Source organism: Clostridium niameyense, from assembly GCF_001243045.1.
Taxonomy (GTDB): Bacteria; Bacillota; Clostridia; order Clostridiales; family Clostridiaceae; genus Clostridium_F; species Clostridium_F niameyense.
In genome coordinates, this window is sequence record NZ_LN849007.1 from 900,627 (window position 1) to 927,155 (window position 26,529).

At 29.8% G+C, this 26,529-nt stretch carries 21 protein-coding genes and 2 pseudogenes; 21 read left to right on the forward strand and 2 right to left on the reverse strand.

The genetic code is table 11. The annotated features are described in order from the left end of the window. Positions 1-32: 32 nt before the first annotated feature. The 4 genes from recG (at position 33) to BN1711_RS05290 (ending at position 3,789) form a co-directional block, all read left to right on the forward strand. Positions 33-2,072, forward strand: a complete 2,040-nt coding sequence (gene recG, locus BN1711_RS05275; RefSeq protein ID WP_050607135.1) for an ATP-dependent DNA helicase RecG — start codon at positions 33-35, stop codon at positions 2,070-2,072. 130 nt (positions 2,073-2,202) lie between these two features. After that, positions 2,203-2,760 (forward strand): 16S rRNA (guanine(966)-N(2))-methyltransferase RsmD, encoded by a 558-nt coding sequence (gene rsmD, locus BN1711_RS05280; protein WP_050607136.1) that lies wholly within the window; start codon positions 2,203-2,205, stop codon positions 2,758-2,760. Position 2,761: 1 nt separating this feature from the next. Continuing rightward, a complete protein-coding gene (gene coaD / locus BN1711_RS05285) occupies positions 2,762-3,247 on the forward strand; it encodes a pantetheine-phosphate adenylyltransferase (protein WP_050607137.1) in 486 nt (161 codons plus the stop codon). A gap of 17 nt (positions 3,248-3,264) precedes the next feature. After that, the gene (locus BN1711_RS05290; RefSeq protein ID WP_050607138.1) at positions 3,265-3,789 is read left to right on the forward strand and encodes a hypothetical protein; all 525 of its coding nucleotides are present in this window, start codon (positions 3,265-3,267) and stop codon (positions 3,787-3,789) included. On the opposite strand, the gene ylbJ is transcribed toward BN1711_RS05290, so the two are convergent. Both ylbJ and BN1711_RS05300 read right to left on the reverse strand, forming a co-directional pair. Next, the gene (gene ylbJ / locus BN1711_RS05295) at positions 3,790-4,953 is read right to left on the reverse strand and encodes a sporulation integral membrane protein YlbJ (RefSeq protein WP_050607139.1); all 1,164 of its coding nucleotides are present in this window, start codon (positions 4,951-4,953) and stop codon (positions 3,790-3,792) included. A 59-nt stretch (positions 4,954-5,012) separates the two neighbouring features. Beyond that, the gene (locus BN1711_RS05300) at positions 5,013-6,233 is read right to left on the reverse strand and encodes a nucleotidyltransferase (RefSeq protein WP_050607140.1); all 1,221 of its coding nucleotides are present in this window, start codon (positions 6,231-6,233) and stop codon (positions 5,013-5,015) included. A gap of 132 nt (positions 6,234-6,365) precedes the next feature. Between BN1711_RS05300 and prdR the strand changes: the two genes are divergently transcribed. The 17 genes and pseudogenes from prdR (at position 6,366) to BN1711_RS05405 (ending at position 26,396) form a co-directional block, all read left to right on the forward strand. Continuing rightward, positions 6,366-8,123: a sigma-54 dependent transcriptional regulator PrdR gene (prdR, locus tag BN1711_RS05305; protein WP_050607141.1), complete on the forward strand. Its 1,758-nt coding sequence runs from the start codon at positions 6,366-6,368 to the stop codon at positions 8,121-8,123. 164 nt (positions 8,124-8,287) lie between these two features. Further along, the gene (prdC, locus tag BN1711_RS05310; RefSeq protein ID WP_050607142.1) at positions 8,288-9,601 is read left to right on the forward strand and encodes a proline reductase-associated electron transfer protein PrdC; all 1,314 of its coding nucleotides are present in this window, start codon (positions 8,288-8,290) and stop codon (positions 9,599-9,601) included. 38 nt (positions 9,602-9,639) lie between these two features. Then, positions 9,640-10,059, forward strand: a pseudogene (locus tag BN1711_RS05315) (sugar transporter); the annotation flags it as partial. Positions 10,060-10,280: 221 nt separating this feature from the next. Next, entirely contained in the window at positions 10,281-11,585 is a 1,305-nt protein-coding gene (gene prdC, locus BN1711_RS05320; protein ID WP_050607144.1) for a proline reductase-associated electron transfer protein PrdC, read from the forward strand. Between the two features lie 45 nt (positions 11,586-11,630). Then, positions 11,631-12,129, forward strand: a pseudogene (locus tag BN1711_RS05325) (D-proline reductase (dithiol) proprotein PrdA); the annotation flags it as partial. Between the two features lie 550 nt (positions 12,130-12,679). After that, on the forward strand, positions 12,680-13,990 hold the full coding sequence (prdC, locus tag BN1711_RS05330) for a proline reductase-associated electron transfer protein PrdC (RefSeq protein WP_279233062.1): 1,311 nt from the start codon (positions 12,680-12,682) through the stop codon (positions 13,988-13,990). A 32-nt stretch (positions 13,991-14,022) separates the two neighbouring features. Beyond that, the gene (prdA, locus tag BN1711_RS05340; RefSeq protein ID WP_050607148.1) at positions 14,023-16,122 is read left to right on the forward strand and encodes a D-proline reductase (dithiol) proprotein PrdA; all 2,100 of its coding nucleotides are present in this window, start codon (positions 14,023-14,025) and stop codon (positions 16,120-16,122) included. Between the two features lie 18 nt (positions 16,123-16,140). Beyond that, complete coding sequence (locus BN1711_RS05345) at positions 16,141-16,404, forward strand: CBO2463/CBO2479 domain-containing protein (protein ID WP_050607149.1); 264 nt, start codon at positions 16,141-16,143, stop codon at positions 16,402-16,404. Positions 16,405-16,440: 36 nt separating this feature from the next. Further along, positions 16,441-17,166 (forward strand): D-proline reductase (dithiol) protein PrdB, encoded by a 726-nt coding sequence (gene prdB / locus BN1711_RS12210; protein ID WP_082174058.1) that lies wholly within the window; start codon positions 16,441-16,443, stop codon positions 17,164-17,166. A gap of 323 nt (positions 17,167-17,489) precedes the next feature. Further along, the gene (gene prdD, locus BN1711_RS12815) at positions 17,490-18,266 is read left to right on the forward strand and encodes a proline reductase cluster protein PrdD (RefSeq protein WP_050607152.1); all 777 of its coding nucleotides are present in this window, start codon (positions 17,490-17,492) and stop codon (positions 18,264-18,266) included. 25 nt (positions 18,267-18,291) lie between these two features. Continuing rightward, a complete protein-coding gene (locus BN1711_RS12820; protein ID WP_050607153.1) occupies positions 18,292-18,762 on the forward strand; it encodes a glycine/sarcosine/betaine reductase component B subunit in 471 nt (156 codons plus the stop codon). Between the two features lie 12 nt (positions 18,763-18,774). Next, positions 18,775-19,782, forward strand: coding sequence for a proline racemase (locus tag BN1711_RS05370; RefSeq protein WP_050607154.1), 1,008 nt, complete (start codon positions 18,775-18,777; stop codon positions 19,780-19,782). Positions 19,783-20,853: 1,071 nt separating this feature from the next. Next, positions 20,854-22,164, forward strand: a complete 1,311-nt coding sequence (gene prdC, locus BN1711_RS05375) for a proline reductase-associated electron transfer protein PrdC (RefSeq protein WP_279233063.1) — start codon at positions 20,854-20,856, stop codon at positions 22,162-22,164. Between the two features lie 29 nt (positions 22,165-22,193). Then, positions 22,194-24,293: a D-proline reductase (dithiol) proprotein PrdA gene (gene prdA, locus BN1711_RS05385; RefSeq protein ID WP_050607156.1), complete on the forward strand. Its 2,100-nt coding sequence runs from the start codon at positions 22,194-22,196 to the stop codon at positions 24,291-24,293. An 8-nt stretch (positions 24,294-24,301) separates the two neighbouring features. After that, positions 24,302-24,580 (forward strand): CBO2463/CBO2479 domain-containing protein, encoded by a 279-nt coding sequence (locus BN1711_RS05390; RefSeq protein WP_050607157.1) that lies wholly within the window; start codon positions 24,302-24,304, stop codon positions 24,578-24,580. Between the two features lie 30 nt (positions 24,581-24,610). After that, the gene (gene prdB, locus BN1711_RS12215) at positions 24,611-25,330 is read left to right on the forward strand and encodes a D-proline reductase (dithiol) protein PrdB (RefSeq protein ID WP_082174059.1); all 720 of its coding nucleotides are present in this window, start codon (positions 24,611-24,613) and stop codon (positions 25,328-25,330) included. A gap of 196 nt (positions 25,331-25,526) precedes the next feature. After that, entirely contained in the window at positions 25,527-26,396 is an 870-nt protein-coding gene (locus tag BN1711_RS05405; protein ID WP_050607160.1) for a TSUP family transporter, read from the forward strand. Positions 26,397-26,529: the final 133 nt, after the last annotated feature.

Sequence of the window (26,529 nt, forward strand, 5' to 3'; positions counted from 1 at the left end):
ATTGTATGGAATTAATTTGTAGGAGGAAAAATATGAATGTATATAGTCCTATAACTGTGTTAAAAGGAGTAGGTCCTAAAACTAGTAAAGAATTAGAAAAATGTATGATATTCAATATTATGGATTTACTTTTATATTTTCCAAGGGAATATGAATTTATAGATCATTATAATAATAAAAATTCCCCAGGAAAAAAAGTAATGATAAAGGTTAATGTAGATAGTATAAATAAAGATAGAAAAACTAAAACAGGTAAGGTATTAACCACTATAAGTTTTAATGATGGAGAAAGAAAAATAATAGGTACTTGGTTTAATCAGCCCTATATGAAAAGAATGTTTATTATAGGGGAGAAGTATTTACTCCAGGGAACTTTAAAAGAATATAAAGGAGTCTTAACCTTAACTAGTGGAAAAATATTAAAGGATGTAACTATTAAAAATGTAGAAAAAAAGAAAATAATACCTAAATATTCTCTTAAAGCAGGACTAAACAATAATTTATTTATAAAATTAATAAGTAATGTACTTTCTAATATATCTATAGAGGAAAATTTGCCTTCTTATATTATAAATAAATATAAATTATGTTCTCTAGATAAGGCAGTTAGAAATATTCATAATCCTGAAAGTAATGAAATGTTAGAAGAAGCTAAGAGAAGATTGAAATTTCAAGAACTTCTATCTTATTGTTTAAAAATAGACTTACTTAAAGATAAGATAAAGTATAAAGCACAAGGAATTTCATTTAAAATATCTGAAGAACTTGAATTATTAAAAGAAAAATTGCCTTTTAATCTTACAGAAGCTCAAAATAAAGTTCTACGAGAAATATTTAAAGATGAAAAAAGCATCAAACCTATGAATAGGCTTCTTCAAGGAGATGTAGGCAGTGGAAAAACTATAGTAGCTTTGATAGCTTTATTCAATGTTATAAAAAATGGTTATCAAGGAACACTTATGGTTCCTACAGAAATATTAGCTTTTCAGCATTTTGAGGAGGCAAAAAAACTATTTCAAGATTTTGATGTTAATGTAGAACTTTTAGTAGGTAGTGTAAAAGTTTCAAAAAAGATAGAGATTAAGGAAAAACTAAAAAAAGGAGAAATAGATTTAATTATAGGAACACATGCTCTTATTGAGGAAGATGTAGAGTTTGAAAATTTAGGTATGGTAATAACAGATGAACAACATAGATTTGGAGTTATGCAAAGAAATAAGTTATTAAATAAGGGTAGAAATGTAGACACTTTAGTTATGAGTGCCACCCCAATTCCAAGGACATTAACTTTAACTTTATATGGCGATCTGGATGTATCTATAATAGATAAATTACCACCAGGTAGGCAAAAAATTGATACTCATTATGTTAACGAAAATTATAGACAAAGATTATATAATTTTGCATTGAAAGAAATAAAAGGCGGGAGACAGGTATATATTGTATGTCCGTTAGTAGAAGACAGTGAAGAGTTAAAATTAAACTCAGTAGAAAAGTTATTTGATGAACTAAAAACTACTTATTTTAAAGACGTGCAAATTGCTATGCTTCATGGAAAAATGTCACCTAAAGAAAAAGAGAATATTATGCAACAGTTTAAAGAGGGAAACATAAAAGCGCTTATATCCACTACAGTAATAGAAGTTGGGGTAAATGTACCTAATGCTACTATTATGATAATAGAAAATGCAGAACGTTTTGGACTTGCTCAGCTTCACCAATTGAGGGGAAGAGTAGGTAGAGGACAATATAAATCTTATTGTATATTGGTAGCTAATGTAAAAAATGATGTTATAAGAAAAAGAATGAATATCATGAAAAGTAGTAATGATGGTTTTCTTATTGCAGAAGAAGATTTGAAATTAAGAGGAACTGGAGAATTATTTGGATTTAAGCAACATGGTTCAGATAATTTACTATTAGCTGATATAGTAGAGGATATACATATCTTAAAAATTGCTAGCATGGAGAGTAAAAAAATATTAAAGAGTGAAGACAAAGAGTCTATAAAAATTAAAGAGGAAATAGAAACTAAAATTAAAAATAATTCCAAACTTATATGCTTTAATTGATATTTTATAAAATAAAACAAAATTCTACATTGTAGTTATAAAATATTTTGTATGGAAACATTATATATGATAAAATATTATAATGATAATAAAATTATTAGGTTAAGGATGAATTTTAAGGAGGATTATAATGAGAATTATCTCAGGAAGCGCTAAGGGAAGAAAACTTTTATCACCTAAAAGTGGCATTACAAGACCCACACTAGATAGAATTAAGGAATCTATGTTTGATATGATTCAAAACAGAGTGTATGGTTCTAAAGTTTTAGATGTGTTTGCAGGAACAGGAAGCTTAGGATTAGAATCTGCTAGTAGAGGAGCTAAAGAATGCTATTTAATAGATAGAAGTGATGAAACATATCCACTTTTAAGAGAGAATATTAGTAATTTAAAATTTGAAAATATATGTAAAAGCTTTAATATGGACTCCTATGAAGCTTTAAGAAACTTTGGAAAAAGGTCTTTAGTATTTGATCTAATATTTATAGATCCACCTTATGCTAAGGAAATGATTCCACCAGCTATAGATATAATACAGCAGGAAGGGCTTTTACATAAGGAAGGTCTAATTGTAACAAAGATAGATTCAAAAGAAGAAATATATGAAGGTACAGATAAAATAGTTTTAATAAGACATAGAAGGTACGGAAATACTACAGTTTGTTTTTATCATTTTAAGGAGGACTAAAATGAAAATAGGAGTTTACCCAGGAAGTTTTGATCCAGTGACTAATGGGCATTTAGATATAATCGAAAGAGCCTCAAAGGTATTTGATAAATTGATAGTAGGAGTTTTAGTAAATCCAGAAAAAAAAGGACTTTTTTCAGTAGAGGAAAGAGTAGAGATTATAAAAAAGGTTGTTAAAGATTATGATAATGTAGAGGTAGAAGCTTTCAGTGGTCTTTTAATAAATTTTTTAAAGGAAAAACAATCTAAAATTATTGTTAAAGGACTTAGAACAGTTTCCGATTTCGAATATGAATTTAAAATGGCTCTTATGAATAATAAGCTAGATCCCTCTATAGAAACGGTATTTATGATGACTAGTGCAAAGTATTCTTATGTAAGCTCTTCCTCTGTAAAACAAGTGGCCATGTTTGGCGGATGTATAAAGGAGCTTGTACCAGATGAAATAATACCAGATATTATTAATAAATTACATAAAAGATTTTAAAAGTGGGGGGGAAACTAATGGATGTTATTAAACTTTTAGAGTATTTTAATGAGGTTATAGACTCTGCATCACCAATACCACTAACGGGAAAGGTAGCTATAAATAAAAAAGAGGCGCTAGAAGTTATAGAAAAGATAATAAATTGTTTACCAGATGAATTAAAGAAAGCTAAATGGATATGTGGAGAAAAAGAAAGAATATTAAAGGATGCTATGGAAGAAGCGGAAAATATTAAAAGAGAAAATTTAATTCTTTTAAAAAGTCAAATAGAGAATCATAATATAACTAGGGCAGCCACTGTGAAGGCAGAAGAAATAATACAAAATGCTAATGCAGAAGCTAGATTTATGAAAATCAGCGCAAGGGATTACGCAGATGAACTACTATCACAATTGGATATGGAAATAGAGGAAAAATCTAACGCTATGCTAAATTTATTACAAAAAAATTCAGAAGCTTTTTTAGCTTCTTTAGAAGAAAGTATAGATTTAAAAACTGATGTTATAAGGGAAAATATAAAGGAACTTAGAAATATGAAGTAACTAATATTTGTTATGCCTTTTTACATTAAAAAATATTAAAGGGGCAATCAATAAAAATAATAATAGTATAAATAAGATATTATTATAATAATATAAGAAGTTATTATTTTCTATAAAGGTGTTTAAGGTCAAATTAAATAAAGGAATTTTATATAATATTATAGAAACTAAAGAAGCTAATATTCCTTGTAAGAATTTTAGTTTAATGTATCTTTTCATATTTATATTATGTTTATAAGTGAAGGAGTATACTTGTGATATTATAGATAGTCCACTAAAGGATAGAAGAAAACTTATTAAAATAATTTTTAAACTTAAGTTAACAGAGCTTTTAGATATTAAGTAACATCCATTAGTCATTTCTAGGATGCCTAAAATGAATCCTTCTATTAGATTTTTATCTAAATTAAATGTGGAGGAAAGCTGATTTAAAATCAACTGAAAAAATAGATTATTTTTTATTATACTAAGTAGTACAGAAAAAAGTATTACAAAACCTCCTACATTTAAACAAGTCTTTATAGAATTATCTACACTAGATTTTAACACCTCTCCTATATTGGGAATTTTATAAGGGGTGTTTTTTGAAAATCCTCTGTATTTAAATCTTTTTCTAGGTAATAATATACCCATTAATATACAAGATATATAGTTAGACAAAAGAAGTGTGTACCCTGCATAAGTATTTGAAAGCATAGAGGTACCTACAGAACCTATAATAAATAAAGGGCCAGCATTAGAGGCTATATTTATTAATCTCTCACAACTTTCAAAAGTTATATCTTTATTTTCATATAGATCACAAGAATATTTAGCTCCTAAAGGATAGCCACAAATAGCACTAATAACTATAGGTAAACTACATTTTTTATCTAATTTTAAAGGAGGGCATAATATTTTACCAAATATTTTTGAATATATATGTACTCCATTGTAACTTATAATTACATTTGTAAAAATTAAAAAAGTAAATAGTGAAGGGAAAACTTTATAAAAAAATAAATTAGCACCAGATAACGTAGCATTTATACAAGCTTTTGGAGATATTATTATATATACTATTAATAAGGAGGATACAAAAGCTATTAATATACTTTTGTTTTTAAATAACATAAATAATAAAATTACTATAATTATTATTAAAATATTAAATAATAAATTCAAAATTAATCTCCTTATATTACTTTAATATAAGTATATTTTTTTAGGGGATTATTATTACATTATTTTATAATTATAGGGCTTTTTAAATAATCCTCATTAAAGCTTAAGTTAGAATTTATTAAACTATAAATTCGTGTGCTTTGTATATCTATTTTTAATGTATCTTCATTTATAGATTTTGGAATTTTAGTATAAAGATTTATATTTGAATTTTTCTTTATCTTATTTAGAATTTCAGCACCTTTCCTATTAAAACCTAGTATTCTAGCATAACTAGGGGGTTCTTTTCTCAAATTTAAAATATCATAATACTCAAAACCTATAAAATATTGACATAAAATTCTACTAATGCGGGAATATATATATCTTTTGCTTTTTATAGAAAGTACAGTTTCATTGAAATTTAAGTTTTGTTCTAAAAATTTGTATATTCTATTATCTAATCCTTCAGACACATCCGGGATATTGCCTATATTTTTCTCTCCTAAGGCATATTTATATCTTATATGTTTTATCATAGAATCTTCTAAAGAAAAACTAAAGCATTTATCTTTTAAACTTTTTAACTCATCAAAGCACTCATAGGGAAGGTGATTTGAAAGTTCATTTATATCATTTGTTTTTTTTAGAAATTTTCTTATAGAAGAGGCACTGGAATATTTACTATGAAGTTGCTCATCTTTATAATCTGCCCCTTCTCTTTTAATAGTATAAGGTTTTATGCAGCTGTTTAGTTTTAATAAGGATTTAATATATTCTATACCTAATATATTATTAGAAGAATTTAATAATGTATCTATTGGCAAGTTAAGAAAATTAAATTTATTATTAAAATCTTTTAAAGCCATATTCCTAGCTTTGGCATAGGAAACTCCTTGATGTAGATACCTTTTTAACAATATTTTATATTCATAAGGCTCATCTATAAGAATTTGTGATAGTTTTATTAAATTTTCTGTACTACCTATTTCACTACCAAAACAAATATTATCTACTACATTTAAGCTATTTAAAATATTTATGGCACCAAAAGAAAAAAATTCTGCTGAAGATAGACTATATAATGTAGGTAATTCTATAACTAAATCAACACCATTTAATAAAGCTATCTTAGCTTTAGTCCATTTATCTAAGATAGAAGGTAATCCTCTTTGTACAAAGTTACCGCTCATAATTGCTATTAATCCATCACAATTTGTTATTTTTTTGGTTTCATTAATATGTTTTAAGTGGCCATTATGCATGGGGTTATATTCCACTATAATTCCTGTTATATTCATTTCAATCATTCCTTTTGTAGATTTATTTATATAAGATTATAAATGTGATAAAATATATTATATAGATATTAACATGATACCATAAACTTTATTTATTATATATAAAGTTTATGGTATGTTGGAGGAATTACAATGAATGGCGGTATAGAACTTATTTATACAGTTAAAAGTATTATGAGAAAAGACTTTGTTAAAATAACATCAAAAGAACAGGTTTCTAAGGCTATTTTAAATATAGATAAATGTGGAAAAGATGAACTAATTGTAGTAGATGAAAAAGATGAATTTATAGGCATACTTACTAAAGATCATTTATATAAGATACAAAGAAAAGAAAAAAATAGCGATAAAATAGTAGAAAATTATATAAACAAAAAATATGTAACAATTTTTTTAGAAGAATCTATTATTTCTGCTAAGGAGATAATGAGAAAAAACAAAATACATATATTGCCCGTATTAAATAAAAACAAACAAGTTATAGGAATTGTAAGATTAGATGATTTGAATAATGAATTATATTTCAGCATAAAAGAACTATATAATCTACAAGATAAAATTCTTGAAAATATGCATGAAGCTGTTTGTATAACTAATGATAAAGGTGTCGTTATATATTGGAACAAAAGTTCTGAAGAGTTATATGGAGTAAAAAGGGAAGATATTATAAAGAAACCTATACACAAGGTATTTCCTAATCCTTTAATTTACAAGGTATTAAAAAATCCTAGAAAGATAACTAATGTATATAATGAGCCTTTTCCAGGAAAAACTGTAATATTAAGTACAGTACCTATATTTAATAGTAAAAATAAATTAGTAGCAGTAGTTTCTACGGATAGAGATATTACAGAAGTTATTTCTCTGTCAAAAGAACTTATGAAAGAGAAAAATAAAGTGGAGTTTTTTGAAAGTGCTTATAAAAAGGAAATAGCTTCAAATTATAATTTTTCTTCTATTATAGGTAGAAGTGCAAAAATTATTGAAAATATTATTATAGCTAAAAAAGTAGCTCCTACTTCAGCCAGCGTTTTAGTTACAGGTGAAAGTGGTACAGGTAAAGAGGTATTTGCAAAAGCTATTCATAAAGCTAGTGGAAGAACTGGAAATTTTGTTGCTATAAATTGTAGTGCTATACCGGAAAATTTATTTGAAAGTGAATTATTTGGTTATACAGGAGGAACATTTACAGGTTCATTAAAGGAAGGTAAAATAGGTAAATTTGAGTTTGCCAATAATGGAACATTGTTTCTTGATGAAATTGGAGATATGCCTTTGAGTATGCAGGCTAAATTGTTAAGAGTTTTGCAAGATGGTATGGTATACAGAATAGGAAGCCAAAAAGGTGTAAAAGTAAACTGTAGAATTATAGCTGCAACTAATAGGGATTTGCCTTCTATGATAAAGAAAAATACTTTTAGAGAAGACTTATTTTATAGATTTGCTGTAGTTCAGATAGAATTACCTCCTTTAAGGGAGAGACAAGAAGATATAAAGGAATTTGTGGATTTATTTATAAGTCAAGTATGTGAAAAGGAAGGAATAAATATAAGTAATATAGATAAAGAAGTATATAAAGTTTTAACAGAGTATAAATGGGAAGGAAATATAAGAGAACTTAAAAATGTAGTGGAGAGAATGGTTGTTTTATCTACAGATGGAGAAGTTACATTAAAATCTGTTCCTGTCTATATAAGAGATTATGTAAGTGATATAGAAAGAGATACTTTTTATAAATATGATTTAAATCAAGTTGTTAAGAGTACAGAAAGGAAAATAATAAGAGAGGTTATGGCACTTACTAAAGGAAATAAGAAAAAAGCAGCAGAAATACTCAATATAAAAAGAAGTACTTTATATTATAAATTAAATCAATATGAACTTATATAATAAATTAATGCCTTAGGGATAAAATTATTACATTTAAAGTATAATAAATATGACTAATATATGAATTACTTTATATCAGATATTTTTATTAGTATATTCTTTTATTGTTACATCACATAAATTATGTTATTATAATAAATAGGAATTTCCTAAGGAGTGGTAAAATGTCAAATATATACAGATTTTATCTAAAAATGCACGTGGGGGTTCCGAGTAGTCCTATAGTAAACATAGGACAAAAAGTAAAAAGAGGAGAATGTATAGCAGAGCCAATTAAAGGCTTAGGAGCTAAAATTCATACTAGTGTATCTGGAATTGTAAAAAATATTACAGAAGATGAAGTAATAATAGAAAAGGACAAACTAGATAAAGAAGATTTTATAAAAATAAAAAAATGTGAAAGTATAATAGATACGGTTTATGAAGCAGGAGTAGTGGGAGCAGGTGGAGCAGGTTTTCCAACTCATATAAAATTAAAGTCTAAAATACCAGATGGTTATATAATAGCTAATTGTGCAGAATGTGAACCATCCTTTCATCATAATATATATTTAGCAGAAAATTATCCTAATCTTATTATAAAAGGTATAAAATATGCTATGGAAGCTACTGATGCTCCAAAATCTTATATAGGTATAAAAGGAAAACATAAGAAAGCTATAAAATCTTTAAAAGAAACTATAAAACAAGAAGATAATATAGAAATAAAAGAAGTTTTAGACATATATCCAGCAGGAGAAGAAAGAGCATTAATTCACTCTATATTTGATGAATGGTTAGCGCCAACACAACTACCTATAGAAGCCAATTGTGTAGTTTTAAATGTAGAAACTTTAGCGAATATAACAAGAGCAATAGAATATGGAAAACCAGTTATAGATAAAGATTTAACTATTATGGGTAAGTTAAAGAATGGTATAGGTCCCTATATATTTTTACAAATGCCTATAGGAAAATCTATGGAAGATATTTTACATGAATGCGGCGGAATTTCAAATAATTATGGAGAAATTATAATAGGAGGTCCTTATACAGGAGTATCAAAACCTCTTGAAGAGTCTTTTATAACTAAAATATCTGGTGGTGCTATAGTAACTATTGAATTGCCACAGTATAAAGGACCTATAGGTCTTTTAATATGCGCTTGTGCAGGACATGAGGAAAGACTTGAAGATATAGCAAGTAAGATGGGATCTAAGGTTGTAGCTATAGCTAGGTGTAAAAACTTAGTAGATATTAAAGGAAACTATAAATGTAAGACTCCAGGGAAGTGTCCAGGTCAAGCTGCGGCTGTAATGTATTTAAAGAATAAGGGTGCAGAAAGGATTATTGTATCTAATTGTAGTGATTGTACCAATACAGTAATGGGGATAGCGCCTAAATTAAAATTACCAATTTATCATGAAACAGACCATGTGTTCAGAACGTTAAATTATAAGTTAACAAGGAGACTTCCAAAAGAGAAGCTCCATAAATAAAAAATATTTAATATTTTAAATTTAGGAGGTATTTTATTATGTCAATGACAGCAGAACACGCAGAAGAATTAAAAAATGAACCAGCAGTTGTATGTTGTAGAACAGAAGAAGGAACTATATTAGGAGCAGAAAATTTAGAAGATCCAGATATATTCCCAGACATGGTTGATTCTGGTTTATTAACTATTCCAGATAATAATCTAAAAGTAGGTCAAGTAATAGGAGCTAAGTTACTAAAAACTATTGATTCATTATCTCCATTAACTACAGATATAGTAGAAGGATACAAAGAAATAGGCGGAGAAGATGATAAAAAAGAAGAGTCTAAATTAGAAGCGGTAGAAGAAGTAGCAGAAGAAGTTGAAGAATGCTGCGAAGACGCTACAGCTTATGTAGAAGGCGGAGTACTTAAGATCAAAATAGAAGAAGGTACAGGAATAGATATAGAATTACCTCTATAATATTTCCTGAAAGCAAAGGCCAAAAGCCTTTGCTTTTTTATTTTTTCTTCTAATAATGTTTGTTAAAAATATTTAAAATTTTTACAAGAGCTATAAGCTTATTTTATAGATCTCTCAAAGCTTTATAGAATAAATTAATATAAGCTTTTTTTAGTAGTAAATAGTTCAATTTGTTTTTATAATGAATATGAGAGAATAAAATTTAGGAGGTATTATACATGGAAAAAATATACAAGTTTCCTTTAAAAATGCATGTAGGAGCACCAGATAAACCATGTATTAAGGAAGGACAAAAAGTAAAAAGAGGGGAATGTATAGCAGAGCCAACTGGCTTAGGAGCAAAGATACATACTAGTATGTCAGGAATAGTTGATAAGATAACAGATACTGAAATAATAGTAAAAGCTGACGAAAATCAATCAAAAGATTTTGTTAAAATAAAAAAATGCGATAATATTTTAGATACAATATTTGAAGCAGGAATAGTAGGAGCGGGTGGAGCAGGTTTTCCAACTCACATTAAGTTAAAAGCTAATATACCAGATGGATATATTATAGCTAATTGTGTAGAATGCGAGCCAGCATTACATCATAATATAGAATTTATAGAAGAAAATCCACAAGTTTTGATAAATGGTATAAAATACGCAATGGAAGCTACTAAAGCACCAAAGGCTTTTATAGCTATAAAAGGAAAACATGAAAAAGCAATAAAAATCTTAAATGATTGTTTAAAAGGTGAAAAAAATATCGAAATAAAAGAGTTAAAAGATATGTATCCAATGGGAGAGGAGAGAGCAATAATTCATGCTATTCTTGACAAATGGTTAGAACCAACACAACTTCCATTAGATGCAAAATGTGTAGTTATAAATGCAGAAACTTTAGCAAATATAACAAGAGCTGTAGAGGATGGAAAGCCTGTAATTGATAAGGATATAACAGTAATAGGAAAATTAAAAAGTGGAAATAAGCCAAACATATTTATTCAAGTACCAGTAGGTACATCTGTAAAGGATTTAATTGAAGAATGTGGTGGAATAGATGGGGAATATGGTGAAGTTGTTATAGGCGGACCATATACAGGAAAAGCTGGAGATTTAGAAACATCTACAGTGACAAAAATATCTGGAGGGGTAATAGTTACAATTCCTTTCCCAGAATACAAAGGACCTTTAGGACTTTTGGTTTGTGCATGTGGTGCTAATGAAGAAAGATTAAGAGATATAGCAGGTAAAATGAAGTCAGAAGTAGTAGGTGTTACAAAATGTAAAAATGTTGAAGAAATAAAGGGAAATAATAAATGTAAAACTCCAGGAGATTGTCCTGGACAAGCAGCAGGAATAATGTACTTAAAAAAACAAGGAGCTAAGAGAATATTAATATCAAACTGTAGTGACTGCTCAAATACAGTTATGTGTTGTGCACCAAACTTAGGATTGCCAGTATATCATCATACAGATCATGTATTTAGAACTTTAGATTATACTTTAACTAGAAGGCTTCCAATGGAAAACAAATAGTCAAAAAGTATTAAAATATTTATTAATAAGAGAGAGGGTTTTAAAATGTCAATGTCAGCAGAACATGCAGAGGAGCTAAAAGATGAACCTGCAGTAGTGTGCTGTAGGACAGAGGAAGGAACTATATTAGGAGTGGAGAATTTAGAAGATCCAGATATATTTCCTGATATGATGGAATCAGGACTTTTAACTATTCCAGATAATTGTTTAAAAGTAGGACAGGTTATAGGATCTAAGCTTATAAAAACTATTGATTCATTAACTCCGATATCTTCTAACATAGTGGAGGTAGATAAAACTGGGGAAAAGTCAAATAGAGATTCAAAAGTAGAAAAAAGAAAGTTGAATCTACCACAAGAAAAAGCAGTTTTAAAGTATAATCTGAAAAAAGGAGATATAATAAAGCCAGAGGATTTGGAAAATCCAATGCATTTTGAAAAATATGAAGATTCCTTATTAATTAAATTGAATAATAAGGTTCTTACAAGGGAAGAGGTTATAGGCACAAAATTAAAAGAAGATGTAGTTGCACTAACCCCACTTAATATTTGTATGATAGAAAGAACTGATAAACAAGTATCAAAGACATTTTCTTTTGATACAGAAGTAGATGGAAGTGGAAGGTTTTTGAGCCTTAAAATTAAAGAAGGAAAAGGAATATATATAGAATTACCTTTTAGGTAAATATAAAATAAACTGTCAGAAAATAAAACTGGCAGTTTATTTTCTTAAAAACATAAAATATACAAAAAGAAGGGAATATTGGGAAAGGACAAGAATATTATAATAATATAACTTTAAAATTATATTAAAAATATTAAATGTGTCAATTAATGAAACATTAATGTCAAATAAAACTACAGTTGAAATAAAACTGATTTCAATTGAAATATAGCGGTTTAGATTTAAAATTTTAAATAAAATTTTAAAAGTGTCAAAAAATAATACGTTAATTATAAAATTTCCCATTATAACAAAAAATTATAACTCTCTTATAAGCTTATAAATTAAGCTTATACCACTTAATAGTTTTTTTAACAAAGTTGGCATGTATTATGCTAGTTATATTAATGAAAACATTTGGAGGTGGGTTTATGGAGAAGTTATACAAATTTCCTCTAAAAATGCATGTGGGGGCACCTGACGTTCCATGTGTAAAAGAGGGAAAACGTGTAAAAAGAGGTGAATGTATAGCAGAACCTAATGGATTAGGTGCTAAAATTCATACTAGTGTATCTGGATTAGTAGAAAAAATAACAGATAAAGAAATAATAATAAAAGCAGATAAAGAACAATCTAAAGATTTTGTGAAAATTAAAAAATGTAAAGATATTGTTGAATCAGTGTATGAAGCAGGAATAATTGGAGCTGGTGGAGCGGGATTTCCAACTCATATTAAGTTGAAAGCAGATATTCCAGATGGATATATTATAGCTAATTGCGTAGAGTGTGAACCAGCTCTTCATCATAATATAAAGATGATAGAAGAAAATCCTGAGATAGTTATAAATGGTATCAAGTATGCTATGAAGGCTACAAAAGCTCCAAAAGCATACATAGCTATAAAGTCAAAACATGATAAAGCAGTAAGTATATTAAAGGAAGCATTAAAGGATGTAAAAGAGATTGAAGTAGCAGAATTACAAGATTTATATCCAATGGGAGAAGAAAGAGCAATAATTCATGCTATATTTGATAAATGGTTAGAACCTACAGAGCTTCCTATAGAAGCTAAATGTGTAGTTGTAAATGCAGAAACATTAGCAAATATAACTAGAGCTGTTGAAGATAGAAAACCAGTTATAGACAAGGATGTAACAGTAATAGGAAAGTTAAAAACTGGAAATAAGCCAAATATATTTATGCAAACACCAGTAGGAACAGAGGTAAAAGAATTAATTGAACTAAGTGGTGGAATAGATGGAGAATATGGCGAAGTAGTTATAGGTGGACCATACACAGGAAAAGCTGGAGAATTAGACGCATCTACAATAACAAAAACATCTGGAGGAGTAATAGTTACAATACCTTTCCCAGAATATAAAGGATCACTAGGATTATTAGTATGTGCCTGTGGAGCTAATGAAGACAGATTAAGAGATGTTGCAGGCAAGATGCATGCTAATGTAGTTTCAGTTGTAGATTGCAAGAATATAGAATATCCAAAGGGAAAAGGAAATGGTCCCGGAAAATGTAAGACACCAGGTGAATGACCAGGCCAAGCAGCTGCAGTTATGCAGCTAAAGAAAGATGGAGCAGAAAGAATATTAATATCTAATTGCAATGATTGTTCAAACACAGTTATGCAAATAGCTCCAAAAGCTAAATTACCTGTATATCATCATACAGATCATATATTTAGAACAATAGACTATACATTAACTAGAAGACTTCCACAAGAATAAAAAGAAAAAAATAAAGAAGGAGGTTATGCATTATGTCAATGACAGCAGAGCATGCAGAAGAATTAAAGAATGAACCTGCAGTAGTATGTTGTAGAACAGAAGAAGGAACCATATTAACAGCAGAAAACTTAGAAGATCCAGAAATATTTCCAGATATGGTGGATTCAGGACTTTTAACTATTCCTGATAATCATTTAAAAGTTGGGGAAGTAATAGGAGCAAAATTGCTTAAGACTGTTGATTCATTAACTCCATTAACTAATGAAATTGTAGATGGGGCTAAAATATCAGAAAATGATGCTAAAGTTTCTGAAATTGAAGAGTTAACTGAAGGTAGTGAAAAGGCAGTTCTAAAATATAATTTAAAAGCAGGAGATACTATAAAGGCTAGTGATTTAGAAAATCCAATGCACTTTGAAAAACTTGTAGATTCTCTATTAATAGATTTAAATGATGGAGTTCTTACAAGAGAAGAAGTTGTTGGGGCTACACTAAAGGTAGACACACCAGCTTTAACTCCTGTAACACCTGATATATTAGAAGGATTTGAGGAGGAAGTAAACATGAGTGTTGATGCAAAAGCAACAGTGAATGGTGGAACTTTAAGAATCAAGATTTCTGAAGGAAAAGGAATCGATATAGAAGTTCCTTTAAATGGAAAAGTTGGTTCAGGAAATCAAGTTACAGTTCCAGCTGTTAAAGCTAAAGAAGGAAAAGTAGAATCAAATGTAGCAGCAAACGTAGAAGTAAAACAAGAAGAAAAAGTTATAAGATCTCTTACAAGAAAACATTATAAAATAGAAGAAGTTAAATTTGGAAAAGAAACAAAACTAGATGGAACAACTCTTTATATAAGAGAAAATATTTGTGAAGATGCAAAATTGGCTAGCCCATTAGTTTTAGATGTTAAGGTTGATATTATAACTCCAGATAAATATGATACTTACAGTGAAACTATAATGGATGTACAACCAATAGCAACTAAGGAGTCTATGGATGACAAATTAGGAACAGGCGTTACAAGAGTATTAGATGGTGTTATCATGATGGTAACAGGAACAGATGCTGATGGAGTACAAATCGGAGAATTTGGTTCATCTGAAGGTATATTATCAGAAAACATCATGTGGAATAGACCAAGCTGCCCAGATAAGGGAGAAATATTCATAAAAACTGATGTAACTATAAAAGAAAAGACTAACATGGAAAGACCAGGTCCAATGGCTGCCCATAAAGCTACAGATGTTATTACTCAAGAAATAAGAGAAGCTTTAAAAGCAGTTAAAGATGACTCTTTGGTAGTTGATACAGAAACTTTTGAACAAGTGAGAAGACCTGGAAAGAAAAAAGTTGTAGTTGTTAAAGAAATAATGGGACAAGGTGCAATGCACGATAATTTAATTCTACCAGTAGAACCAGTAGGTTATCTAGGAGGTAAACCAAACGTTGACTTAGGAAACGTTCCAGTAATGCTTTCACCACTTGAAGTATTAGATGGTGGTATACACGCATTAACATGCATAGGACCTGCATCAAAAGAATGTTCAAGACACTATTGGAGAGAACCTCTAGTTATGGAATGCATGAAAGATCCAGAATTAGATTTATGCGGAGTTATATTTGTAGGAAGTCCACAAATTAACACAGAGAAATTCTACGTATCTGAAAGAATGGGTATGATAGTAGAAGCTTTGGATGTTGATGGAGCTTTTGTTACAACAGAAGGTTTTGGAAACAACCACATTGACTTTGCAAGCCATGTTGAACAAATAGGTATGAGAGATATACCATGTGTTGCATTCTCATTCTGTGCAGTACAAGGTGCTTTGGTTGTTGGTAATAAATACATGAAATACATGGTAGACAACAACAAATCAGAAGGCGGAATAGAAAATGAAGTATTAGGTTGTAACACATTATGTAAAGAAGAAGCTGTAAGAGGAGTTGCAATGCTTAAAGCAGCTATGGATGGAGAAACTGTTAAAAAACCAGAAAGAGCTTGGAACCCAAATGTTAAAGAAAATAACTTAGAATTAATAGAAAAAGCTTATAGCGTAAAGATAGATAGAGTTCCAAATGAAACTTCATTACCTGAAAGTCAAAAGAGAAAAGAAAAATATTCAACAAAATAATAGAAGTAGGTAATTAATATGGATTTAAAATATGGCAACAGAATAATAGAAATGCAAGGTGTCATAGTAGAAGTTACAGATGGTTCTGTAGCGATAGATTTCAAGGGAAGGCTTGGATATTTAAGAGTTCCCAAAAGAATGATAATATCTGATTACGAGCTAAAAGTAGGACAAGAAATTGGCCTTAACATGAGTTTTGTAGAAGTATTATCTGATGAAATAAATGAAAAATATGTAAGTAATTTAGAGTATCAAAAGAAAAAAGCTTTAAATAAAAAATAACAGTATGTTCGTTTTAGAAAGGAAGGTAAGGTTATAATGAGTTTAACTATTGTAAAAGGATTACAATCTGAAATATTTGTTCCTATAACTCCAGATCCAGTATGGGCTCCAGTTACAAAGGAATTAAAAGATATGACAGTAGCAATAGCTACAGCAGCGGGAGTTCACTTAAAATCAGACAAGAGATTTAATTTAGCAGGTGATTTCACATATAGATTAATACCAGGAGATGCACCATCAAGTGATTTAATGGTATCTCACGGTGGATATGATAATTCAGATGTTAATAAGGACGTTAACTCAATGTTCCCAATAGATAGATTAAGAGAATTAGCAGATGAAGGATTCATAAAAGCAGTTGCTAAAACTCATGTAGGATTCATGGGTGGTGGCGGAAACCAACAAAAATTCAGAGAAGAAACTGGTCCAGCTATAGCTAAAATATTAAAAGATGAAGGCGTAGATGCAGTATTAATGACTGCTGGATGAGGTACTTGTCATAGATCTGCAGTGTTAGTGCAGAGAGCGATTGAAAAAGCAGGTATACCTACAATAATAATAGCAGCCCTACCACCAGTTGTTAGACAAACTGGAACTCCAAGAGCAGTTGCTCCAAGAGTACCAATGGGTGCTAATGCAGGAGAACCAAACAATGTGGAAATGCAAACAGGAATAGTTAAGGATACATTAATAGAGTTAACTAAGATTCCTAGTGCAGGTAAAATAGTACCGCTTCCATATGAATATATAGCAAAAGTTTAATATAGTGTAATTGATTTTGAGATTTGTTTTACGCAATTTAATAACGTTGTGCAACTTTTGATGCACAACGTTATTTTATAAAATTTCTAGAAATTTGTTATCTTATTAACTATAAAGCTTGTACATTAATAAGAAATTTTATAGTTAATAATAAAAGCTCTCAATGGATTGAAAAATAATATGTACAACTTATAAAAAAAATGGTATAATAAAAGCTATCAGTGTCGAAAAAAATATTGTTATATACACATTTATAACTATAAATGTTAAACCTATATCAAAGTTTGTGTTATATTATAGGAACATAAAGGATGGTGAGGCTATTGGAACAAGAAATAAAATTAAGAAGATTAGTAATTAAAACCTTTCATATAACTAAAGTTAAATTTGCAGAAAAAACCTATATTGAAGATGGTGTTTTATATATAAGAAATAATATATTAGATAATATTTTAAGCCATGAAGATATGGAAGGTGCAAACTTAATAGAAAAAATTGATTTAAATATAATCAATCCAAATGAAAGGCACAAATTTGTAAATTCTATTATGGATTTTTTTCCAGTGGCTACTAAAGTTTTAGGATCTTTAGGAGAAGGAATAACTCATGTACTAACAGGGGTTCAAGTAATGCTAACAGGAGTTGAAAAAGGAGGAATTCAAGTAGCCGAATTTGGATCTTCAGAGGGAATACTAGATGAACAAGTAGTATTTGGGAGAAGAGGAACTCCAGCAGAGGAAGATATAATAATCCATATTGATGTTACTTTAAAAGATGGTCAAGCTACTAATAGACCTGGCCCTATGGCCGCTCATCGAGTTTCTGATTTGATAATACAAGAAGTGAGAAACTACTTGAAGAGAATAAATGGAAGAGATTGCAGTGAAAAGTACGAATATTTTGATAAAATAAAACCAGGAAAAAGAAAAGTAGTAATTGTAAAACAAGTAGCAGGACAAGGTTGTATGTACGACACAGGATTATTTCCTAATGAACCTTGTGGTTTAGTTGGAGGAAAATCTATAATTGATATGGGTAATGTACCCATGGTAGTAAGTCCAAATGAATTCAGAGATGGCGTATTAAGAGCTATGAATTAATGAATTTAAGGGTAGGTGATATGAAATGGGTATAGGACCATCAACTAAAGAAACTTCATTGCATCATTTTAGGGATCCACTATTAGAAATAGTTTCAAATGATGATGATATAGATTTATTAGGAATAATAATTGCAGGGACACCCCAAGCAAATATTGAGAAGGTTTTTACAGGACAAAGGATAGGAGCGTGGGTAGAAGCTATGAGAGCTGACGGTGCTATAGTATCTATAGACGGTTGGGGAAATAGTAATATAGATTTTGCATCTGCCCTAGAAGCTATTGGTAAAAGAAATATACCAGTAGTAGGTATGAGTTTTGTAGGAACTCAAGCACAATTTGTAACAACTAATGAATATATGGATACCGTAGTTGATTTTAATAAATCGAAAGAAGGTATAGAGACAGAGGTTGTAGGTGAAAATAACGTTATGCCAATAGATGCTAAAAAAGCTTTAGCATTTTTAAAAATAAAAATGAATAAAAATGAAAAATAAGGAGGCTTTATAATGAGAGCAATTAGAACAATTCAAACTATTGAATCACATACTGTTGGAGAGCCAACAAGAATTGTAACAGGAGGAATACCAAAGATTCCTGGAAAAACAATGGCTGAAAAAATGGAATATCTTGAAAAAAACATGGATGATTTAAGAACAATGCTTATGTCAGAACCAAGAGGACATAACGATATGTTTGGTGCTATATACACAGATCCAGCAGATGAAACAGCAGACATTGGTATAATCTTCATGGATGGTGGTGGATACCTTAACATGTGTGGTCATGGTTCAATGGGAGCTGCAACTTGTGCAGTAGAAATGGGAATAGTACCTGTTGAAGAACCATACACAAACGTTAAGTTAGAAGCTCCAGCAGGAATGATACATGCAAAAGTTAAAGTAGAAGATGGAAAAGCTAAAGAAGCTTCAATAGTTAATGTTCCAGCTTTCTTATACAAAAAAGATGTAGAAATAGATGTACCTGATTTTGGAAAACTTACATTAGATATATCTTTTGGTGGAAGTTTCTTTGCAATGGTAGATGTTGAAAAGATTGGAATGGAAATTTCACCAGAAAATGCTCAAAAGTTAAATGATTTAGGAATGAAGATAGTTCATGCAGTTAATGAACAAGTAGAAATTCAACATCCAGTATTAAATCATATAAAAACTGTTGATCTTTGTGAATTCTATGGAAAACCAAAGAGCAAAGATGCAGATGTTCAAAATGTAGTTGTATTTGGTCAAGGACAAGTAGATAGATCTCCATGCGGAACTGGTACAAGTGCAAAGATGGCTCTACTTTATGCAGAAGGCAAAATGAAAGTAGGAGAAGAAATCATAAACGAAAGTATTATATGTACTAAGTTTAAAGGAAAGATATTAGAGAAAACTAAAGTTGGAGAATATGATGCTATAATACCAGAAATAACTGGTAGTGCTTATGTTACAGGATTCTCTCAATTCTTAGTAGATCCAGATGATCCAGTTAAATATGGATTTGTTTTAAAATAATAAATATCTTAGCTTAATTTGGCTTGAAGGGATGGACTTTATGAAGTGTTTTATAAGGTCCATCTTTAAATATATGATAAAAAGTTAAAATAACTTAAGATAATTAGTTGAACTAGCTAACTTTTTGACGCATTGTGAATAGGAATTTATGAACCTTTAAAAGTAACGTTTAGATTTTTTGTAATTAACAGAGGATAGGATATTATGAGAAATTTTAAACGTACCTTATACATTACCTATTGTAACAGAAGTATTTTTATGAAACAATTTAATATGTTTTAAAATAGTAAAAAACACACAGATAATAAATTTCTTTGTGTGTTTTTTTTTTTTTTTTTTAAATTATAATAATAAAACTATTTGTATTCAAAAAAAGATATTTTTATAACATTTTCCTGGTAAAAAATACATTAATTTTATGAGAAAAAACTTATAAATTACCTATTGTAAAAAAAATATTTTTATGAAACAATTTAATATTTTTTAAAATAGTAAAAAACACACAGATAATAAATTTCTTTGTGTGTTTTTTTTTTTTTTTTTTTAAATTATAATAATCAAACTATTTGTATTCAAAAAAAGATATTTTTATAACATTTTCCTGGTAAAAAATACATTAATTTTATTTTAAATGTTTTCATAAAAATTTAAATAAAAAAAGATACCTGAAATTTAGTTAAAATTTTACTATTATTGCTAAGTAAAAGTTGAAAGTGTCAAAAAATACGACATAAAATTATTTCTAAAATTTATAAAAATCTAAAATTATATATAGAAACCCTTATATTGTTATAAAAAAAACAAATAGCATTCCTTGGAATGTATAAAAAAATATTATAACGTCAGAAAAATGACATATACTTTTTAAAAATGACGATTTTTTGACATGATTTATACTAAAATAAGAACCTAAAAAGTAAAAAAATGTTATTATGATAATATAATAACGAAATTAAAGGCAATTTTTAATGTTTTAATGTATTTTTTTTAACTTTTTTAATTGTAATTATAAAATTGGCATAAACTTTGCTATATAATAAAGTGTGTGTAAATAAGTCTAGGAGGGATATAATGGTTAATATTTATAGGTTTCCTCTTAAAATGCATGTAGGAGCTCCAAATGTTCCTTGTGTAAAAGAGGGTCAAGTTGTAAAAAGAGGTGAATGTATAGCAGAGCCTAATGGTCTTGGTGCTAGAATTCACACTAGTGTGTCTGGAATGGTAGAGAAGATTACAGACAAAGAAATAATAATAAAAGCAGAACAAAATACATCAACAGATTTTGTTAAAATAAAAAAATGTAAGAAAATAGTAGATACTGTATATGAAGCAGGAATCGTTGGAGCAGGTGGAGCAGGATTCCCAACTCACATTAAGTTAAAAGCTGATATTCCAGATGGATATATTATAGCTAACTGTGTGGAGTGTGAACCAGCTCTTCATCATAACATTAAAGTTATAGAAGAAACTCCAGAAATTATTATAAATGGTATTAGATATGCCATGGAAGCTACTAAAGCTCCTAAGGCATATATAGCTATCAAATCTAAGCATCCAGAAGCTATCAAATCTTTAGAAAAATGTTTAAATGGTGCTAAAGATATAGAAATAAAAGCTCTTCCTGATTTATACCCAATGGGAGAAGAAAGAGCAATAATCAATGCTATATTTGATAAATGGCTAGAACCAACACAACTTCCAGTAGAAGCTAAATGTGTAGTATTAAATGCAGAAACGTTAGCAAATATAACTAGAGCTGTTGAAGACAGAAAACCAGTTATAGATAAAGATGTAACAGTAATAGGAAAATTAAAAACTGGAAACAAGCCAAATGTATTTATTCAAGTACCAGTAGGAACTCCAGTAAAAGATTTAGTGGAACAATCTGGTGGAATAGATGGAGAATATGGCGAAGTAGTTATAGGTGGACCATATACAGGAAAAGCAGGAAACTTAGAAGAAGATGCATTAACAAAAATGTCTGGGGGAATAATAGTTACAATACCTCTACCAGAATATAAAGGACCACTAGGATTATTAGTATGTGCCTGTGGAGCCAATGAAGATAGATTAAAAGATGTTGCAAATAAGATGAATGCTAGTATAGCAGGAGTAGTAGATTGTAAGAATATAGAATATCCAAAGGGAAAAGGTAATGGTCCTGGAAAATGTAAGACACCAGGTGAATGACCAGGTCAAGCAGCTGCAGTTATGCAGCTAAAGAAAGATGGAGCAGAAAGAATATTAATATCCAACTGTAATGATTGTTCAAATACAGTTATGCAAATAGCTCCAAAAGCTAAATTACCTGTATATCATCATACAGATCATATATTTAGAACAATAGATTATACACTAACTAGAAGACTTCCACAGGAGTAAACTGAAAAAATTTAAGGAGGTTATGTGATATGTCAATGACAGCAGAGCATGCAGAAGAATTAAAGAATGAACCTGCAGTAGTATGTTGTAGAACAGAAGAAGGAACAATATTAACAGCAGAAAACTTAGAAGATCCAGAAATATTTCCAGATATGGTGGATTCAGGACTTTTAACTATTCCTGATAACCATTTAAAAGTTGGGGAAGTAATAGGAGCAAAATTGCTTAAAACTGTTGATTCATTAACTCCATTAACTACTGATATTGTAGAAGGAGCTAAAACTGGAGAAGCTACCAGTGAAGAAACTTCAAACAATGAAGAAGTAACTGAAGAAAATGAAAAAGCAGTTCTAAAATATAATTTAAAAGCAGGAGATACTATAAAGGCTAGTGATTTAGAAAATCCAATGCATTTTGAAAAACTTGTAGATTCTTTATTATTAGATTTAAATGATAGAGTTCTTACAAGAAAAGAAGTTGTTGGAGCTACACTAAAAGTAGACACACCAGCTTTAACTCCTGTAACACCTGATATACTAGAAGGATTTGAGGAGGAAGAAAACATGAGTGTTGATGCAAAAGCAACAGTAACTGGTGGAATCCTAAAAATTAGGATTGCTGAAGGAAAGGGAATTGATATTGAAGTTCCTTTAAATGGAAAAGTAGGAGCTGGAAGTAAAGTAGCAGTACCAGCCGTTAAAGCTGAAAATGCAACTATTGAAGCAACACCAGCTATAGTAGAAGCAAAAAAAGAAGAAAAAGTTATAAGAACTTTAACAAGAAAATACTACAAAATAAACGAAGTTAAATTTGGAAAAGAAACTAAAATAGAAGGAACAACTCTTTATATAAGAGAAGACATTTGCAAAGATGCTCTTCAAATAGACAAATTAGTTAAAGATGTTAAATTAGAAATCATAACTCCAGATAAGTACAACACTTATAGTGAAACTATAATGGACGTACAACCAATAGCAACTAAAGAGTCTATGGATGACAAATTAGGAACAGGCGTTACAAGAGTAATAGACGGTGCTATAGTAATGGTAACTGGTATAGATGAAGATGGAGTTCAAGTTGGAGAATTTGGTTCATCTGAAGGTATATTAGAAGAAAATATTATGTGGAATAGACCAGGTGCACCAGACAAGGGTGAAATATTCATCAAAACTCAAGTAACTATAGCAAGAGGAACAGGAATGGAAAGACCAGGTCCATTAGCTGCTCATAAAGCTACAGACGTTATTACTCAAGAAATAAGAGAAGCTTTAAAAGCTATAGAAGATGATTCTTTAGTAGTTGATACAGAAGAATTCAAACAAGTAAGAAGACCTGGAAAGAAAAAAGTTGTAGTTGTTAAAGAAATCATGGGTCAAGGTGCAATGCACGACAACTTAATCTTACCAGTAGAACCAGTTGGTATAATAGGTGCTAAGCCAAACGTTGACTTAGGAAACGTTCCAGTAATGCTTTCACCACTTGAAGTAATGGATGGTGGTATCCACGCATTAACATGCATAGGACCTGCATCAAAAGAATGTTCAAGACACTACTGGAGAGAACCATTAGTTATGGAATGCATGAACGATCCAGAATTAGATTTAGCTGGAGTATTATTTGTAGGAAGTCCACAAATAAACAGCGAAAAATTCTATGTATCTGAAAGAATGGGTATGATGGTAGAAGCCATGGATGTTGATGGAGCTTTTGTTACAACAGAAGGTTTTGGAAACAACCACATTGACTTTGCAAGCCACGTTGAACAAATAGGTATGAGAGGTATACCATGTGTAGCATTCTCATTCTGCGCAGTACAAGGTGCTCTAGTTGTTGGTAACAAATACATGAAATACATGGTAGACAACAACAAATCAGAAGGTGGAATAGAAAACGAAGTATTATCTTGTAACACATTATGTAAAGAAGATGCTATAAGAGGAGTTGCAATGCTTAAAGCAGCTATGTCTGGAGAAGACGTTAAGAAGCCAGAAAGAGCTTGGAATCCAAATGTTAAAGAAAGCAACTTAGAATTAGTAGAAAAGGTTACAGATAAGAAGATAGACAGAGTTTTAAATGAAACTTCAATACCAATGAGCGAAAAGAGAAAAGAAAAATACGCTACAAAGTAGGGATTTAAATGAATTTAAAATATGGTGACAAAGTTATAGAAATGCAAGGAGTCATCGTAGAAGTATCAGATGGAGCTGTAGCAATAGATTTCAAAGGAAGACTAGGCTATTTAAGAGTTCCAAGAAGAATGATAATATCTGACTATGAGCTAAAGGTAGGCCAAGAAATAGGTCTTAATATGAGTTTTGTAGAGGTATTATCTGATGAGATAAATGAAAAATATGTAAGTAATCTTGAGGTTCAAAGAAGAAGAGGATTAGAACCTGATGATAGATGGAAAAAATAAGTTTTAAATTTAGAAGGGAAGGTTAAGAGAATGAGCATTGTAAAGGGATTACAATCTGAAATATTTGTTCCTATAACTCCAGATCCAGTATGGGCTCCAGTTACAAAGGAACTAAAAGACATGACAGTAGCAATAGCTACAGCAGCAGGAGTTCACTTAAAATCAGACAAGAGATTTAATTTAGCAGGTGACTTCACATATAGATTAGTACCAGGAGATGCACCATCAAGTGATTTAATGGTATCTCACGGTGGATATGATAATTCAGACGTTAATAAGGACATAAATGCTATGTTCCCAATAGATAGATTAAGAGAGTTAGTAGATGCAGGATTCATAAAAGCAGTTGCTAAAACTCATGTAGGATTCATGGGTGGTGGCGGAAACCAACAAAAATTCAGAGAAGAAACTGGTCCAGCTATAGCTAAAATATTAAAAGATGAAGGTGTAGATGCAGTATTAATGACTGCTGGATGAGGTACTTGTCATAGATCTGCAGTGTTAGTGCAGAGAGCGATTGAAAAAGCAGGTATACCTACAATAATAATAGCAGCCCTACCACCAGTTGTTAGACAAACTGGAACTCCAAGAGCAGTTGCTCCAAGAGTACCAATGGGTGCTAATGCAGGAGAACCAAACAATGTGGAAATGCAAACAGGAATAGTTAAGGATACATTATTAGAATTAGTTAAAATTCCTAGTGCAGGTAAAATAGTACCACTTCCATATGAATATGTAGCAAAAGTTTAATATAATAAAAAAAGAGCGTTTACTCTAAGGAGTAAAGCTCTTTTTTAAGGTAGTTTTCAAGAAGTTTTAATTATATGGTATTTTTTATAAAATATAGTTATTAAAAAGGCTTTAATTATTTTGATTAAAATATAAAAAAACGCAGAAAATAATCATCAATACATTACAATATAAATTATACGAAAGAGGTGTCTTTATGGTAAAAGTAGTTTTAGGATTATTAATATTATTAACAGCTTATTTTACAGTATTATTTCTTAAAGATTATTTAAAGTGTCAAAGAGAAGGAAGACTTGAAAAGACTAGCTTTATTTCATTGGGAGCTGTGGGATTTGTAACAAACTTTTTCGATACTTTAGGTATAGGAAGTTTTGCTCCAAGTACAGCATTGTTGAAAAACTTTAAATTATCTGCTGATAGAACATTGCCAGGTACATTAAATGCAGCATGTACTATACCAGTTGCAGTAGAAGCACTTTTATTTATAAATGGAATACAAGTTGAACCGCTTACATTATTTTCTTTATTAATAGCTGCTACAATAGGTGCTGTAGTAGGTGCTGGAATAGTTTCTAAACTAGATGAAAAGAAAGTTCAGTTTGGTATGGGAATAGCTCTTATAATAGTAGCTTTAGTTATGTTTGCGGGACAATTAAACTTAATGCCAGCAGGAGGAGAAGCAAGAGGACTTCATGGATATAAGCTTATAGTAGGTATTATAGGTAACTTTATATTTGGTGCATTAATGACACTCGGAATAGGCTTGTATGCTCCTTGTATGGCTTTAGTTTATGCTTTAGGCATGAGTCCAAAGGTTGCGTTCCCTATTATGATGGGATCTTGTGCATTTTTAATGCCAGCCGCATCAGTTAAGTTTATAAAAGAAGGTGCTTATGATAGAAAGGCATCTATGGCTATAACTATTTTTGGACTTATAGGAGTATTTATAGCATATTATTTAGTAAAATCATTACCACTTGATATATTAAAATGGTTGATAATAGTGGTTATATTATATACTTCTATAATGATGTTCAGATCAGCTTTTAAAAATAAAAAAGCCTAAAAGGTAATAGAAAAATTTTTCTATGTAGGTTTAGGGAAGATATATAGTGTTAAAAAGCAGGCGTATATGTATCTATACCTGCTTTTTTTCTAAATTTATAAAATTAACATTGAAAAATGAAGTGAAAAGTGAT